The sequence below is a fragment of the Geopsychrobacter electrodiphilus DSM 16401 genome (assembly GCF_000384395.1).
Lineage (GTDB): Bacteria > Desulfobacterota > Desulfuromonadia > Desulfuromonadales > Geopsychrobacteraceae > Geopsychrobacter > Geopsychrobacter electrodiphilus.
This window is the reverse complement of the sequence record NZ_ARWE01000001.1, coordinates 1,992,076-2,010,007: the sequence shown is the minus strand read 5'-3', so window position 1 is coordinate 2,010,007 and position 17,932 is coordinate 1,992,076. Positions and strand designations below refer to the sequence as shown.

Annotated in this window: 8 protein-coding genes and 1 pseudogene; 8 read left to right on the top strand and 1 reads right to left on the bottom strand. The window is 53.4% G+C overall.

All coding sequences use genetic code 11. The features are described 5' to 3' along the window. Positions 1-221: 221 nt before the first annotated feature. The 4 genes and pseudogenes from D888_RS23080 (at position 222) to D888_RS22660 (ending at position 12,408) form a co-directional block, all read left to right on the top strand. Positions 222-5,072 carry an Ig-like domain-containing protein gene (locus tag D888_RS23080; RefSeq protein ID WP_020676322.1) on the top strand — a complete coding sequence of 1,617 codons (4,851 nt, stop codon included), beginning with the start codon at positions 222-224 and terminating at the stop codon, positions 5,070-5,072. 102 nt (positions 5,073-5,174) lie between these two features. Beyond that, complete coding sequence (locus D888_RS21240; RefSeq protein WP_020676321.1) at positions 5,175-5,852, top strand: FKBP-type peptidyl-prolyl cis-trans isomerase N-terminal domain-containing protein; 678 nt, start codon at positions 5,175-5,177, stop codon at positions 5,850-5,852. A 270-nt stretch (positions 5,853-6,122) separates the two neighbouring features. After that, the gene (locus D888_RS23075; protein ID WP_020676319.1) at positions 6,123-10,997 is read left to right on the top strand and encodes a multicopper oxidase domain-containing protein; all 4,875 of its coding nucleotides are present in this window, start codon (positions 6,123-6,125) and stop codon (positions 10,995-10,997) included. 250 nt (positions 10,998-11,247) lie between these two features. Further along, positions 11,248-12,408: pseudogene (locus tag D888_RS22660) on the top strand (IS3 family transposase). A 255-nt stretch (positions 12,409-12,663) separates the two neighbouring features. Here D888_RS22660 and D888_RS0109510 read toward each other — a convergent pair. After that, a complete protein-coding gene (locus D888_RS0109510) occupies positions 12,664-13,659 on the bottom strand; it encodes an IS30 family transposase (RefSeq protein WP_020674685.1) in 996 nt (331 codons plus the stop codon). A 198-nt stretch (positions 13,660-13,857) separates the two neighbouring features. On the opposite strand from D888_RS0109510, the gene D888_RS0109505 reads away from it, so the two are divergent. The 4 genes from D888_RS0109505 to D888_RS0109490 are packed head-to-tail and all read left to right on the top strand — an operon-like array spanning position 13,858 to position 17,923. After that, positions 13,858-14,829, top strand: coding sequence for a Gfo/Idh/MocA family oxidoreductase (locus tag D888_RS0109505; RefSeq protein ID WP_026362319.1), 972 nt, complete (start codon positions 13,858-13,860; stop codon positions 14,827-14,829). Positions 14,830-14,860: 31 nt separating this feature from the next. Further along, on the top strand, positions 14,861-15,514 hold the full coding sequence (locus tag D888_RS0109500) for an acyltransferase (RefSeq protein WP_020676316.1): 654 nt from the start codon (positions 14,861-14,863) through the stop codon (positions 15,512-15,514). Between the two features lie 10 nt (positions 15,515-15,524). After that, a complete protein-coding gene (locus D888_RS0109495) occupies positions 15,525-16,655 on the top strand; it encodes a DegT/DnrJ/EryC1/StrS family aminotransferase (protein WP_020676315.1) in 1,131 nt (376 codons plus the stop codon). Then, positions 16,649-17,923 (top strand): flippase, encoded by a 1,275-nt coding sequence (locus D888_RS0109490; protein ID WP_020676314.1) that lies wholly within the window; start codon positions 16,649-16,651, stop codon positions 17,921-17,923. Before D888_RS0109495 ends, D888_RS0109490 begins: the two co-directional genes overlap by 7 nt. Positions 17,924-17,932 lie beyond the last annotated feature (9 nt).

The window sequence follows — 17,932 nt, the reverse complement described above, 5'->3', positions numbered from 1 at the left end:
CTCTGAGGCTTGAATTTTGGTGTTGCAACAAGATGTTGCAGTAAAATTCACCAGTTAGCCTCAGGCTCTAAATTGGCATGTTACCTGTAATAGTCATCTATAAGAATCTCGTAATTTTATGCACTTAAAGAGTGCTGAATTAACTATTAGCAAATGTAAATATCCCCGCTAGCCGCTAAATGAAAGGTCCAGATATGAGGACGAAAACGAAGGAGGGACGAATGACAAGCATCGGACGAGCATTCCTGCGAAATTTAGTTTTAACCCTTTTGGTGCTTGGCGCCGGGGTTTGCTCCGCGTCGGCGTATACCGCTGTCACGCCAGAGTTAGTGACAAAAACCGAGGTGGTACGCAAGCAGATGGAGCAGAGAGTCTCCGATGCTGAGCGCCGTGCCGCCGCCGAATCGCTTAAGGCGCTGCGTCAACAGATTCATGAATACAAGCTGATGCAGGCGGATCCGACGATTCGGGTCAAGGGGCAAACGCAGGTCAACCCGCTGGGGATTCTCGGCATAGATTTCAAGGCCATTCCGACCGCGCCCTTCGATGCCGCGGGTAACCCCAACGTACCCGATTATAACACCACGGCTAACTGGGCTTATTCTCCGCCACTGGCAAAATTTGTTGACAGGTTGCCGACCCTCGATTGTAGCCTTGCCGGTAAAAATGAGCTGGGGCAATGTCTGCCGGTCGCGGTGCCTGACACGGTGACCTATCCAGGGAGCGACTATTACGAAATCAGTCTTGAAGAGTGGCATGAGGTGATGCACTCCGACATGCCGCTCGGCACGCCGACACGCGGTTATGTTCAGACCAATAACGGCACCGACCAGACGGCGGTTGCCGGTGGTTGTACCGCTGGTGCGACCCCTTCAGACAACAGCTGTAACACCATCGCGCCTGCGGGTCAGCATTTCATGGGCCCGCTTGTCGTGGCGCGACGCAATCGGCCGGTGCGGGTCAAGTTCACCAACAAGCTCCCGGCCGGGACCGGAGGCGATCTCTTTCTTCCGGTTGATCAGTCAGTCATGGGCGCAGGGGAGGGTCCGTTGAACCGTGACGGCTCACCCTGTAACAACACTGACTACGAAAACAACACCTGTGACTATTTTCCCCAGACCCGGGCTACGGTTCACCTGCACGGTGGCCGCACTCCCTGGATCAGTGACGGCACCCCTCACCAGTGGATCACCCCGGCTAACGAGGTCTCTGTCTCCGATCGCACCACACCGACCCCCTATCCGCGCGGCGTCAGTGTTTCCATGGTGCCGGACATGCCCGATCCGGGTCCAGGGTCCATGACCTTTTACTACACCAACCAGCAGTCAGCGCGTCTGCTGTTTTACCACGATCACGCCTTTGGTATTACCCGGCTCAACGTCCTCGCCGGTATGGCCGCAGGCTATTTGATTACTGACCGGTACGAGCAGGATCTCATCGATCGGGAGATCATCCCCGGCAAGAACCCGACCGACCAGATTCCACTGGTTATCCAGGACCGTACCTTTGTCGATGCGACCCTGACGCCCAATCCTCTGGATAACAACGTCATGACCCCGACGGTGCGTTTGACCGATCCCCTCTGGAACTGGGGTACCGGGCCCATGTCCGCCGATGGCAAGACCCGCGAGCCCCAGACCGGTGATCTCTGGTATTCACACGTCTACATGCCGGCCCAGAATCCTACTTCTCCGGGCGGCGTGAATCCCTTCGGCCGCTGGTTCTATGGTCCCTGGTTCTACCCCCCGACGGTTATTACTCATCCGCCGATTGCCAACCCCTACTATGATCCTGACTGCAGCAGCAGCAATCCCTGGGTTCTGGCCGACTGTCAGACCCCCGGCCAGCCGCCAGAGATCCCGGCAACCCCGCATCCGTCCATGGGTATGGAGGCCTTCTTTGACACCTGGATCGTCAACGGTACCGCTTTCCCGCGGCTTGAAGTTGAGCCCAAGGCCTATCGTTTCCGCATCCTGAATGCTGCCAATGACCGTGGCTCGAACCTCATGATTATGAAGGCCGATCCCACACAGCTCAGCGATATCACCCCCGGCTCCACGCGCACTCCTCCGGGTATGGTCAGCAACGCGACCAACAACTATACGGTCAGCGCAAAATATTCGCCGCAAACCGAAGTCAAGCTGGTGCCTGCCACCACGACACCCGGGTGGCCAGCAGATTGGCCGACCGATGGTCGTGAAGGCGGCGTGCCTGATCCCGGCGACTGTACCACCGGGCGCTGCAGTAACTTCGGCCCGCCCTGGATTCAGATTGGTAACGATGCCGGGTTCCTGCCCAGACCGGTCGTTATTGATCCGCAACCTGTCACCTATCGTGTCGATCCGACAGCGTTCTGGGTTGGCAACGTCTATAAGACCTCTCTCGCGCTGATGCCGGCAGAACGTGCCGACGTCGTCGTCGACTTCTCGGCCTATGCGGGTCAAACCCTGATCGTCTACAATGACGCTCCCACGGCCTGGCCGGCGCTGTTCTTTGTCTATGACTACTACACCGGCGCGCCTGATAACCGTGATTCAGGCGGTTACGGGGCCGGTGGCTGGTTCAACACGGTGACCGGCGCCTGGGAAGGCGGACATGGCCCGTTTGCCGGTTATGGACCCAATACGCGTACCGTCATGCAGATTGTTGTCGGTAACACGGTTACGAACCCGGCAACTCACCCCTTTAATCTGGCCGATCTGCAGAAGGAATATACCACCGCCGCAGATCCGACCGCCATCGATCCCTATGATCCGGCTCACGCTGCCTTGCTCAACGCCGGTGGATTGCCATTGTTTGAGCGCTCCATGGAGCCGATCGTTGTCACCCAGCCGGATTATCAAGGGGCTTACAAGGGTAAAACCTTCACCTCGACCTGGCCCTGGGCCGGCGCTCGTACCTCCATTCTGGACCGTACGCTCAAGTTCATCACCCTTAATAACGAGAAGGTGGAAATACCCCTGCAACCCAAGGGTCTCCACGATGAAATGGGCGCTTCTTTTGATCCCGAATATGGTCGCATGAGCGGTAACCTGGCGATTGAAATCCAGCCGCCGACTACCAACAATGCTAACCTCAACCTGTATGGTTTTAATGACGTCCCGACCGAGATCGTGCAAAACTCGCCTCCGGGAGTTATGATAACCAGCCTCGGGGCCGCAGCTGATGGCACCCAGATCTGGAATATCTCGCACAACGGGGTCGACACGCACCCGATCCACTTCCACATCTTCGATGTTCAGGTGATCAATCGTATCGGCTGGGACGGACTGGTTGAATATCCGCTGCCCAACGAAATTGGCTGGAAGGATACTGTCCGTATCAGCCCCCTCGAAGATACCATCGTCGCGGTGCGGCCTACGGCCCCGGCGTTGCCCTTCGGTATCCCCAACAGTATGCGTCCCTTAAGCCCGGCGATCCCCATCGGGTCTACTATGGGCCTCAGCAACACTGATCCTGCGACCGGTCAGGCCTATGTGGCACCATCGCCTTATGCCGGTGGCGTTGTGAACCAGCTCCACGATTTCGGCTGGGAATACGTCTGGCATTGTCACATCTTGAGCCACGAAGAGATGGACATGATGCGGCCGATTATTCTGCTGGTTCAGACCAACCTGGTCGGCAACACGAACTTCTCACTTACCACACCTTACGATACGGTTCCGGGCACGCCAGAAGTCGACCTCAGCTGGACTGACCCGACTCCCGTCGACTATGTGACCCATGCCTACTTCGGCGACGACACCAACGAAATCGGCTTCAATATCTGGCGCTCCGACGGCGGCACCGGCGTCTATCAGAAGATCGGTTCTGTTCCGGCCAACCATACCGCCTATAAAGATGTCAGCCCGGTCGGTACCAGTGATATCTATGTTATCGAGGCTTATAACCAGAGCGGTTCGACCTACTCGAACTCTCCCGGCGCTGTGACCCTCAATGTTTCACCCGGCGCGCCTTACACCTACACCGCGCCGGCGTCGATAAATCTCAGCGTCACGGTCGCCGCGCCCCTGGCGCAAAGCGTGACCAAGGTTGATTATTACAATGGCACCAACCTGCTCGGCACCGCGACGACCGCACCTTATACGCTGAGCCTGACCGGAGTTCAGGCGGGTACTTATGAGGTCTTTGCTGTTGTCACCGCCGAAGTTCCTGATCCGCCAACCAGCACAGTCAACAAGGCGGTCCTCACAACCACCTCCAGCACCACCACGCTCACGGTGACCGGTGGCTTAGCGGTTAATTTCACCGCCAATGCGGGCGCCCCCATCGGGCTCTGTGATCCGATCTCCCTGGTCGCCTCAATCACCGGCGCCGGGACCGCACCATACAGCTTTGTCTGGGCGGTGGACGGAGTAGCTCAGGCGCCGAGTACGGTCGGAACATTGTCGCTGCCGGCCATGACCATGGGTACGCACAGCATCACCCTCACCCTGACTGACGCCATCGGCCTGACCTCTTCGGCCACCAACCTGATTGACGTCATTAACCATGCGCCGACAGCAAGCTCCGGTGGACCTTACACCCTCGGCTTCGGCAGCAACCTGGTGCTGAATGGTTCCGGCACCGACGTTGACACTTGCAGCCCGGGCCTCACTTACGCCTGGGATATCGATAACGACGGCGTATATGATTACTTCGCCAACCGCACCATCAAGTATTCCGTACTGCAACCCTGGTTGTCCTCAACCCCAGCCGGCGCCGGTCCTTACACCATGAGCTTCAAGGTGACCGATGCCAACGGGGCTTCGACCGTATCCTCGACAACCCTCACTCTGGCCGCACCTGTCTTTACCAACACGACCACTGCCCTCGTCACCGGTGCCGTCAATTTCGCCTACAGCCTGCAGCTCACCGCAGTCGGCGGCACGGCACCCTATAACTGGTCGGCCTTCGGTCTGCCCGCCGGGTTGAGTATCTCGCCCTCCGGTCTGATCAGTGGCACTCCGACCGCGGTTAACGTCAAGGCCGGGAGCACCTTCGCGACCTTCCCGGTCAGCATTATCACGGTCGACAGTGCTGCGGCACCGGCTTCGCTCGGGACAGTGATGTACCTGAGGATTAACAAGTAAAACGGATCGGGCCGGCATGATGTGTGTCATGCCGGCCCCTTCGAGATGATTTTAGCGTGCTGATGTGGAACGCTCCACTTGCCAGATATGGATTTAGAATTTATGAAAAAACATGTGTTTGTCACCATAGCGCTGAGTTTGTTTTGCACCGCCTGTGCCTTCGCGGCGACCAAGGTCGACCTGAAGGACGAAACCGCGCAGATCAGTTATAGCCTCGGCTATCAGATCGGCGGCGATTTCAAGAGCCAGGGTGTAGGTCTTGACGCCACTGCGGTGGTGGAGGGCATTCAGGACGCCATCGCGTCCAACGAGCCCCGGATCGCCCCCAAAGAGATGACGGCGTTGCTGGTGGCGCTTAAGCAGAAGGTGGTCGCGGATCAGCGCACCAGAAACTACCAAACCACCAAAGCCTACCTGGCCGCTAATCTCAAAAAAGAGGGGGTTAAAGAACTCCCCGGCGGCACGCAATACCGGGTTATCAAGGCCGGTTCGGGTGCCAGCCCCAAGGCCAGTGATACGGTAGATATTCACTTCACCACCAAGCGGACCGATGGTACGACCATCGCGACCACGCGCTCAGATAACAGCACCCCGCGCACCTATCCGATCAGCAAGATGTTGCCGGGCCTGCAGACGGCGCTGGTCAAAATGAAGCCAGGCGCTGAGTGGGAAGTCTTTGTCGCTCCTGGTGGCCGCACTGAGTCGCTGGAAGCAGGCGGTGTGCTGATTTATGATCTCGAACTGGTTGCGGTTCACCCTGCAGCGGGGAAGAAGAACTGAGATGATTTCAGCTTTGATCGACATGTGGATATATACCGAACTTAAGCATTCATCTGTTCGGAATAAAATACTTTCGCAAAAACACGTGGGATGGCTAAGCAAAAATTTCGTTCGGCAAGGCCTGGCGGTTTTTCAGGGACGCAGGCAGACATCAGGTCTGTCAAGATCCTGGAAAAAAGCCGTATGGCCGCAGGGCGGACTTTTTGTGACGCCATCTTATAAGAGTTATCAGGAGCAGGGGGTATAGCCCCGATTATCCGGAGGTTAATTATGAAGATTTTAAAACAACGCATTTTGGCACTGCTGATCACAGCCATACTGGTTGTCGTGAGCGGAGGATTCTCCGTTGCCCAGGCGGCAGCGGTGCCGGGGGGAACCCTCGATCCGACTACGGTACCCAAATACGTGACCCCATTGGTCATCCCTCCGGTTATGCCGCAGGTTACGACGCCCATTGGAACGCCGGGCACCGAGAATTATGATATCGCGGTGCGCCAGTTCAAGCAGCAGATCCTCCCCGGGGGGATCTGGAATCTGGCGGGCGGCTACGCGGCGGGCACCTACACCTATCCGCCGACCACGGTCTGGAGTTACGGCAGCGCCACTGACCCCATGCCTGACTCCAGCGCTCAGGGTGGCGGTGTCGGCGTTGCGCCGGCGGGGAACTCCTCATTCAACTATCCCGCCTTCACGGTCGAGAACACCTCAAACGTGATGAACAAGGTGCGCTGGATCAATGAGCTGGTAAAGGATCCTGTCACCTGCTTTTATGGCACCACGCCCAACGCTACCGCCTGTAACTACCTGCCGCATCTGCTGCCGGTCGATCAGACCCTGCACTGGGCCAACCCGGGCAACGCTGATTGTCTCGACATGGGCGGCATGACTAACCCCAACCGCACCGATTGCGAGACCCTCAACCAGCTCCCCTATATGGGGCCGGTGCCGATCATCACCCACGTCCACGGCGCGCATGTTAATCCCGAAAGCGACGGCTACCCTGAAGCCTGGTTCTTGGCCAACGCCGACAATATCCCCGGCACCTACGCCGCCGGCGGTACCCGATTCAATCAGTGGACCAACGATGGCGCGAACAGCGTCGCCGGCTCCGCCTTCTTCGCTTATGAGAACAACCAGGAAGCTACGACCCTCTGGTATCACGACCACTCCATGGGCATGACCCGCCTTAACGTCTACGCCGGCCCGGCCGGTTTCTGGCTGATTCGCGGCGGCACCCACGGCGACAGCATGATTCAGGACAACACGGGCGCGCCTGGTATCCTCCCCGGGCCGGCTCCGGTCGCGACCGATGCAACCCTGCCGCTCAATATTGTCGGGGATGCCAAACGTAACTCCATCCGCGAAATTCCGGTGGTCTTTCAGGATCGCTCTTTTGACTGGGTCAACGCCGCAGGCACTCCGGTCGCGCAAGGCGACCCGACGGCCGTCGGCACCAAGCTCTGGTACCCGACCAGCCGGGTAGATTTCGATGGTTATAATGGCCCCTACCTGGGTGACCCGGCTAAATCACCAGCCGATATTGCTAAAATCTGGAATCCCGAGGCCTTCTTTAACACCATCGTCGCCAACGGCGTGACCTGGCCAAAACTGAACGTCGCTACCGAGCGTTACCGCTTCCGCCTGTTGAACGGCTGTAACTCGCGGACCCTCAACCTGGCGATGAAGATTGTCAGCTCGACCGATCCTCTTGATGTGGTCGGCACCGAAATTCCCTTCTTCCAGATCGGTGGCGATCAGGGCTTCCTGCCCAAGGTTACCATGGTTGAGACCGGTTTCATGTCCCAGCTGACTCCCGGCGCGGCTCTGCCAACCGTCACTCCGACCGTTGGGGACCCCCAGGCGCTGTTGATGATGCCGGCCGAACGTGCCGACGTTATTGTTGACTTCTCAACCCTCCACGCCGGAACCCATGTCCGTATCATTAATACCGCCGATGACGGTCCGTTCTCCGGTTTTGCCAACGCCGGCGTCGCTGATCCCGCGACCACCGGGCAGGTAATGGAATTTGTTGTTGATACCAGCGTGAACAAGGTTGGCGGCGATACCAGTACCCCGGTTACGGCCCTCAGCCTGCCAGCCGATACGCCTCTCGGCGCGGCTGACAATGCGCTTAACCCGCGTCAACTTTCCCTCAATGAGATGGTTTCTGATACCACCTGTATCGCCGTTGATGGTGTAACGGGTGAGTTTTACCATTTCCTTTATACCGACCCGACTCTGGGCACCAGCCAGGCTGCTTTTGACGCCTGCGTTGCTGCCGGACAGGCCTGGGGTCCCGCTCAGGTTGTTCCAATTGGCGGTACCACGGGTGATGTCGCCGGACCGCGTCAGGCCTTGCTTGGCACTGTCATCCCCAACCCCGGTGGGAGTGGACTGATCGCCGTACCCGAACGCTGGGCTGATCCGATCACGACCAACCCGCTCTTAGGGTCCACCGAAATCTGGGAAATTTACAACACCACCGCCGACGCGCATCCGATTCACGTCCACCTGGTGCGCTTTGAAATCCTCGATCGTCAGGATCTGGGTATCGATCCCGCTGGCGTCATGACTCCCGGGACTAACACCTATGCTCCCATGGCCAACGAATTAGGCTTCAAGGATACTGTTGTGGCCTACGCGGGTCAGATCACCCGGGTCAAGGCGCACTTCGATATTCTGGGTCGTTATGTCTGGCATTGTCATATCGTCGAGCACGAAGACAACGAGATGATGCTGCCGTTCAATGTTGTACCCGCAACAGTTGCGGCTCCAGGCTCTATAAGCGTACCAACAGCCAGCACCACCGGCAGCTACACGGTCTCCTGGACCGCTTCGGCGACCGCTGGCGTCAGCTACGTACTGCAAGAATCGGCTGATAACTTCGCAACGGCGCCGACCGATATCCCGGTCGCGGGTCTCAGCACTGTAATCTCGGGTAAGGGCAACAACCCCTTCACCTTCTTCTACCGCGTCTATGCGGTTTACCCCAGCGGCGGCAGCAGTACCGCAGTAACGGCGGCTAACAGCATCACCGTAACCTTGCCGGCGGCCGCTCCGGCCAGCATCACCGTACCTGCCACCAGCAATAACGGCAGCTACACTGTCAGCTGGGCTGCTTCGCCAACGCCTGGCGCAACCTACACCCTGGAAGAATCAACCTCGGTTGACTTCACCACCGGCGTCTCGGTGGTCGGCAGCAACATCGCCGCGCTCAGCAGTCCGATTGCCGGTAAGGCCGATGGCGCTACCTATTACTATCGTGTCAGCGCGACTGCGCCCAACTACTCCATCAGCGCACCCACAACTGGCGCCAACGGTTGTGCCGTCACCCTGCTGACCACCACCCTGACCGCACCGGTCACCGGGGCCAGCTATCCTCTGGGTACAGCCTTCCCCGTCACCGCCACAGCGACCACGCCAGTCGGCTACGTCGTCGGCAGTGTCGATTTCTACGATAACGGCCTGCTGGTTGGTGGCACGACCACCAGCCCCTACACCTTCTCTTACACCCCCGTAGGCGCCGGCAGCCACAACTTGACCGCAACCGTCAATTATACTAACGGCGCAACCTCAACTTCACCCGCCGTGTCGGTACTGATCACCGGGATTACCGCACCGGTCTTTACCACCTCAGCCGGAACCATTGACCTTGGTAGCTCAGTAATCCTCAGCGCCACACCGGCTGTCGTTACGGGTGCAACTGTCAACCTGGTGATGTTTATGGATGGTGCAAGCCCAATTGGCTCTGTGCTGGTGCCAACGGCTCCAGGATCAACTTATGATTATGTCTGGGCACCGACTACGGGTGGGCTGAAAAACCTGACGGCTGTTGTGTATTACAGCAATGGGCAGCTTGCGACTTCGGCGGTAGTACCGTTGACGGTTAATACGGTGGTTGCTGCACCTGGGGCGCCTGTTGTACCTGCTAGCAGCAATACTGGTAATTACACTGTTTCATGGGCAGCTTCGGCTACAGTGGGGGCAACGTATATCCTTGAAGAGTCAACAGACAACTTTGCAACTGATCCGTTGAATATCTCTATTGTTTCTGACAGGACAACTCCAACCTCGGCTACGATCGTTGGGAGAACTAGCGGGACATATTCTTATCGGGTTAAGGCTGTGAATTCTCCGATGGTTGATAGCGCTTGGGCTGTTGGTGGAAATAGTTGTGTGGTTTTAATACCGGTCACCGCAGTAACCTTTACTGTCAGCCCTGCAACATCACAAACGGTGGGTTCGGTTGTCACTCTCACTGCAGTGCCCACAGGTGGGGGGGCACAAATCGAATATCAACTTTGGACCTATGATGCAAATGGTGTTGCTCCAGCGTGGCGCGTGGCCATTAACTGGCAGCAGAATCCCATTCTGAGCTGGGATACCAGTTTGGCGTCTGGCGCTGGCCTATACAACCTCCGGGTTCATGCTCGTACGGTTGGGTCGACTGCACCTTACGATGCACGATCATTAAATAAGACCTACTCGTTGACTACTGCTACTACCATTACTCCAGTCACCGCAGTAACCTTTACTGCCAGCCCTGCAACATCACAAACGGTGGGTTCGGTTGTCACTCTCACTGCAGTGGCTACAGGCGGTGGGCCACAGATCGAATATCAACTTTGGACCTATGATGCAAATGGTGTTGCTCCAGCGTGGCGCGTGGCTATTAACTGGCAGCAGAATCCCATTCTGAGCTGGGATACCAGTTTGGCGTCTGGCGCTGGCCTATACAACCTCCGGGTTCATGCTCGTACGGTTGGGTCGACTGCACCTTACGATGCACGATCATTAAATAAGACCTACTCGTTGACTACTGCTACTACCATTACTCCAGTCACCGCAGTAACCTTTACTGCCAGCCCTGCAACATCACAAACGGTGGGTTCGGTTGTCACTCTCACTGCAGTGGCTACAGGCGGTGGGCCACAGATCGAATATCAACTTTGGACCTATGATGCAAATGGTGTTGCTCCAGCGTGGCGCGTGGCCATTAACTGGCAGCAGAATCCCATTCTGAGCTGGGATACCAGTTTGGCGTCTGGCGCTGGCCTATACAACCTTCGGGTTCATGCTCGTACGGTTGGGTCGACTGCACCTTACGATGCACGATCATTAAATAAAACCTACTCGTTAAATTGAATATAATTATTAATTTATGAAACAATGTATTTGGCCCCACTTCAATTGAAGTGGGGCCTGTTTGTTTTCCTCAACCCTGAAAATCGAACCAATGATTTGGCAACACTTTTCAGGACACATGGTTTCACAGCTTTTTGAAATATTTTGTAGACCAGCGGAGCCCTAGTTCATTTTTACGTGAGAGATGGTTCCCAAAATTCGGACAGTGTCTTAAGGTGGAAAGCCAGACACCGACGAAGGAGAATCACCCATGAGCAAAACCAAGCGGAAGCGGTATGCAGCAGAGTTCAAAGCCAAGGTCGCTCTTGAAGCGATCAAAGGTGAACAAACACTGGCTGAACTGGCTGCAAAATACAGCCTCCATCCCAACATGATTACCAACTGGAAGCGACAAGCCATCGACAACATGGCTGAAGGTTTTTCCAGTAAAGCAGATCGTTCCAAGGAACTCGATGAAGCTCAACTCAAGGGTCTGCACGCCAAAATCGGACAGTTAACAATCGAGCGCGATTTTTTAGCCAAAGCCTTCGGTCGCTGAGCCACATCCGAAGGAAAAGCCTGGTCGAACTCGATCAGGCACACGGCTTGAGCATTGCGCGGCAATGCGAACTGTTGTCGATCTGCCGCTCATCGTATTACTACAAGGAGACGGGCGAGACGGTACTGAACCTGCTCTTCATGCGTCTGATCGACGAGCAGTATTTGGAAACGCCTTACTACGGTGCACGCCAGATGGCCCGTCATCCTCGGCGGCAAGGGTAATGCGTCAGTCGTAAGCGGATCAGTCGTCTGATGCGCAATATGGGCTTGTCCGCTATCTACCAGAGGCCCAATACGTCGAAGCCGCACCCGGAGCACAAGGTCTATCCGTATCTGCTACGTGGCATGACCATTAACAAACCGAATCAGGTCTGGTGCAGTGACATCACCTATATCCCGATGCGGCGCGGTTTTCTTTACCTGGTCGCAATCATGGACTGGGCCAGTCGCAAGGTTTTATCCTGGCTACTCTCGAACACTCTGGATGCCGACTTCTGCGTGGAAGCGCTAGAAGAAGTTATTGAACGTTATGGGACTCCCGAGATCTTCAACACGGATCAGAGGAGTCAGTTCACCAGTTATGTGTTTACCACCGTACTCAAGGATGCTGACATTCGCATCTCAATGGACGGCAAGGGGCGCTGGATGGACAACGTCATGATCGAGCGACTCTGGCGATCGCTCAAATACGAATGTATCTATCTCAATGCCTTCGCAACCGGCAGCGAGGTTCGGCAAGGCATTGGCCATTGGATCAAACGGTATAACGAGCGGCCCTCACTCGAAACTGGACGACAAAACTCCGGATGAAGCATATTGGCAAAAACCCCGGCTCGGCTACGCTGGCCCTTCTATTCAACTGGCGGCATAACCATGAAGGCTTTCCACCTTATTTACGCCGCCAAACTGTCTGAACAACCGGGGCCACCTCTCCCTTTTTGTTATGGTTACTTGTTCCCTCAAACCGAGAGCAAAGTAATCATAACAGGAAACTTAAAGAATTAGACACATCGGCTGGAAGCGAAGTTCAGTCAGTTGTCCCACCCAAAATATACTTTGTTGAATGCTCTTTGCCCATAGCCGCTTTTTTAAGATGTCACCTACCTTTTTTAGTTCAGCGGTAGATTCATATTGCAAGTGCACCATCTGAAGCCTCATCAAGAACTTCTTGGGGTGTCCGGTAGCCAAGGCACTTTCTCGGGCGGTTGTTGATCTTCTGTATCACTTTGGCCAACGCTTTTTCTGATACGCGCTTAAAGTTCATCCCTTTTGGGAAGTAGAAGCGCAGCAAGCCATTGATGTTTTCATTCGCTCCACGCTGCCAGGCGGAATAGGCGTCGGCAAAGAAAACCTTGAGGCCAGTCCCGGCTTCCAGGTCTTTGAATCGTGAGAACTCTTTACCGTTGTCCAGGGTCAGCGTATGGCAAATCCCTTGCGGCAGTGACTGATAAGCCGGAATCGCTGATGCATTGAAGGTCTCGGCTTTTCGGTCCGGCAATAAAGACGCCATGAGATAGCGGCTTTTGCGTTCAATATGGGTGGCAATAGCGCCTGAACCTCGTCGGCCAAGGACCAGATCTGCTTCCCAGTCACCATAGCGACCTCGTTCGGCAACAACCTCAGGCCGCGTTTCAATGCCGACCCTGCCGGGGATGAATCTGCGACCGGCACCGTAGCGTTTCTGCCGTCTGCGGCACTTATGCCGTCTTCGCAAATGGCGATGCAGGTTGCCACCCTGCTCGGCGTCGAGAAACACCCAGCGGTAAATGGTTTCATGACTGATCCGCATGCGTTCGTCATGAGGGAACTCTGAACGCAGGCGTTGAGCGATGACTTCTGGCGGCCAGTCTTCCCTGAGTTTGGTATCGATGTACTGAACCAGTGGGGGATGACTCTGACGCCGGTAACTTCGCGCTCTATGCCGATTTATTTCAACTTGTCGCTCGATAAAGTAGTACCAGTAAACTCCGCCTGGGTAGGTTGGACCATTACGCTTGAGTTCACGACTGATGGTCGTGTGGTGTCGTCCCAGGCGACGAGCAATCTCTCGCAAACTGAACTTCGCCACCTTTAAATGGCTGATGACATACCGATCTCTTGGAGTAAGATGTGTGTAGGGCATGATGGATTCCTTTCTGGTGTATTGGTTGCTCGCACTTCCAACATTACCAGAAACCCCATCATGTCCTGCTTTTTAGCCCGTGTTACGGGTGGTGCACTTACGAATAGAATCTACCGTTCTTGAAAACCAGGTCCATTATTTGATGGTAAGTTGTGATTTCTTTAATAATGGTTGATGATAGTAATTATGAAGGGAATAATGAAAGAGGTTGTAGAAATGACACCCAAGAACTTTGCGTTAGTTGGCGCCGGTGGTTACATTGCGCCGCGACATATGAAAGCTATTAAAGATACTGGGAATAATCTGGTTGCTGCAGTTGACCCTTCGGATTCAGTTGGCATCCTCGATAGTTTCTCTCAGGATATTGCCTTTTTTACAGAATTTGAGCGGTTTGATCGGCATGTCGACAAATTGAGACGGCAGGGCGAGGGGAAGCCGATTGATTACGTCAGTATTTGCTCGCCGAACTATTTGCATGACGCGCATATTCGTTTTGCACTCCGTTCTGGTGCTGACGCCATCTGTGAAAAACCGATTGTGCTCAATCCTTGGAATGTCGATGCCCTTCAAGAGATCGAAAGAGAGACGGGAGGGAAGATTTTTAATATCCTTCAGCTACGCACTCATCCCTCAATAATCGCTCTTAAAGAGAAGATAGCTAAGGCTAAAAATAAGGAAAAGTATAAGGTTGATTTGACCTACATAACCTCCCGTGGGCGGTGGTACTTTACGTCTTGGAAGGGAGAGCATGCTAAGTCTGGCGGTATTGCCAGCAATATTGGGGTGCATTTCTTTGATATGCTGATGTGGATTTTCGGTGAGGTTAAACATCACAAAGTACATTTGGCAGAAGATGGTAGGACGGCAGGTTTCCTTGAACTCGAAAAAGCTAATGTGCGCTGGTTTCTCTCAGTGGACCGCAAGGATCTGCCGGAAGAGGTAGTTGCCGCTGGCAAAACTACCTATCGTTCGATTACCGTTGACGGGGAGGAGTTCGAATTCTCGGAAGGTTTCACCGACCTGCATACCCTTGTGTATCAGGAGATTCTGGCTGGGCGGGGATTCGGATTGGAAGACGCCAGGCCCTCTATTAACCTGGTCTATGAACTGAGAAATGCCAAGCCGACTCGAATAAATGGCGGACATACACATCCTATGCTGAAGCCCTGAATTGATTTGTCCCTAACCCAAGGAGAGTGAAGTGTCTGATTATTTTGTTCATGAATCTTCCTTTGTCGATGAAGGTGCGGTTGTCGGCAGGGGTACCAAAATCTGGCATTTCAGCCATGTTCTTTCAGGTGCGAAGATCGGTGAAAAATGTAGCTTCGGTCAGAACTGCAGTGTTGCACCAGGGGTAGTAGTTGGTGATAACGTAAAAGTGCAGAATAATGTCTCGATTTATGAAGGGACAACCATCGAGAATGATGTTTTTCTCGGTCCGTCCTGCGTGCTGACCAATGTGACTAACCCACGTTCTCAAGTTTTGCGCCGTTCACTCTATGAAGAAACTTTGTTGAAGCGGGGTTGTTCAATTGGCGCAAATGCGACCATTGTGTGCGGCATTACCATCGGTCGCTATGCATTTGTAGGTGCTGGTGCGGTTGTGGCGAAAGATGTACCTGACTACGCACTGATGGTTGGGGTCCCTGCGCGGCAGAAGGGCTGGATGAGCCGACACGGTCATATGCTTAAAAATCCAGACACTGATGGTGTGCTGGTCTGCCCGGAAAGTGCACTACGTTACAAAGAGATTGAACAGGGCGTATTGCGCTGCCTTGATCTTGATGAGGAAGCTTCACTTCCCGAGGAATTGGCTTTTGGCAAGGTCGTTTATGATGAACTTAAACGGGAGTAGGTTGAAAAGAATGGAATTTATTGATCTGAAGGCTCAACAAGATCGAATCCGCCCCCAAATTGATGCCGCGATAAAACGTGTACTTGATCATGGTCAGTATATTATGGGGCCCGAGGTTGGACAACTTGAGCAAATGCTTGCTGAGTTTGTTGGAGTGAAGCAAGTCATTGGCTGCTCAAGTGGCACAGATGCACTTTTGTTGCCCCTGATGGCTTATGGTGTTGGCCCTGGTGATGCGATCTTCACGACCCCATTTACCTTTTTCGCTACCTGCGAAATGATCGCACTCACCGGTGCAATACCGGTTTTTGTTGATATCGACCCAGATACTTACAATATTGACCCGATCAAGCTTGATGCGGCAATTTTGCGCGTTATTTGCGAAGGGAAGTTGAATGCTCGTGGCGTCATACCTGTAGATCTTTACGGTTTGCCTGCCGACTATGACGCCATTATGGCGATTGCCGAGAAGTATGGTCTGTTCGTAATTGAGGATGCCGCCCAAGCGTTCGGCGCAACCTATAAAGGTCGCAAGGCACCAGGTCTGGCCCATGTCGGGGCGACAAGTTTTTTCCCGGCTAAGCCCCTAGGTTGTTATGGGGACGGTGGGGCTGTGTTTACTGATGATGACGAAATGGCTGAGAAAATCCGATCCTTACTTATTCACGGTAAGGGATTAGATAAGTACGACAATGTACGAATTGGTCTTAATGCTCGATTGGACACTATTCAGGCAGCGATATTGATCGAAAAATTAAAAATTTACGAAGCAGAAATTGAAATGCGACAACAAATTGCTAATAGATATACGCAGAGGTTAGTAGCTAAGGGCGATGCAAGTGGTTTTTCAATCGTCTCGCCGTTTGTCCCAGGTGGTTATGACTCAGTATGGGCACAGTATACTATCCGTAGCAAAAGACGAGAAGCTTTGAAATGTCAATTGCATCAGGCAGGCATTCCCTCAATGATATATTATATGAAACCAATGCACTTACTAAAAGCCAATAACTACCTCGGATATATGAACGGTGATTTTCCAATTTCTGAAGACTCAGCGAAGACTGTTCTTTCCTTGCCGTTATATCCATATATGCCTAAATCTGTTCAAGACCAGATAATAGATAATATTACTCAATGCTAGGAAGCTTTTTTAAATCTTTTGCTTCCTTGACTGCAGGTCGTATTGTGGGATTGGTTTTTGCTTTGCTGTCTGCCTCTTTGCTGGCCCGGGGGTTAGGGCCTGAGGACTTTGGTACGCTTACATTGGTTTTGTTGATTCCTACTTCAGTCCAGGCTCTTTCCGGGCTGAGTCTTAATTCCGGTGTAGTTCATTTCGCCGCAAAACACAGAGATTGTGTGCGCTATATCTTTGGTGCGGCAGCTGTCCTAAATAGTATCGTTGCTTTGATCCAATTACTTTTGACGCTTGTTGTTTCTCGATACCTCGGAGAATGGTTGGTCGAAGGATTAAATATTGAGCTTGTGTATCTTGCTGCCATCTTAAGTTTTCCTAGTATTTTAGTTAACTGTCAAGCAGATGCGCTATTAAATGGCACGCAAGAGTTCCATTATTTGGGCCGTTTTGCATCGTTTACAGCACCATTGCTTCCTCTTGGCTATTTCATCTTGATTCTAACGCAGCACCTAACAGTGACAACTGTTTTGTGGGTTAATTCAATAGTTGCACTTCTTATTGCACTAGTTAGGGTGCGTAAATGTAAAGTAGCTATTGGTTTCCCCGTTTTTAATAATTTTCTATTTTGGGCAAAGAAAATTCTCTTGTATGGCATTGTTAGCCATATGAGCAATGTTATAGCCTTTTTTAATTATCGCTTAGATATGTTTATTTTGAATAGTTACATGGGGAAAGTTACAACTGGTTTTTATAGCGTTGCAGTGAGTATCGCGGAGAAATTATGGCTTGTATCTTCTGTTTGTTCTCAGATTGTTTTTTCCAAAATTTCTGGGATGGATGGTGAAAAGGATATGCAACGCCTTACGAGGATTGTAGGGCTGTCAACGTTTGCTATAACTGCCTTGGGCTCTGTTGTATTAGGGTTTCTTGCTTCCTTTATGGTGAATCTTCTGTTTGGTTCAGCGTTTTCAGCAGCGGCTGAGGGTATTCGCTGGCTTTTGCCTGGCATTTGCGCAATGAGTGTTGGTCGGATCTACGCCAACGATCTCGCGGGCCGTGGTAAACCTAAGTACAATATATATCTTAGCGCTATTACTTTAATAGTTAATATTGGCTTGAATATTGTTTTGATCCCTCAAATGGGGATAGTGGGTGCAGCGATAGCAACAAGCACGAGCTACTCCGTTGCGGCAATATTGGCATATATAGCTTTTCGGCACGAAATTTCTAAGGTAAAAGTTGGGAACATTACGCTACCTTCCTCTCCATCTTAAGGTTTGTTG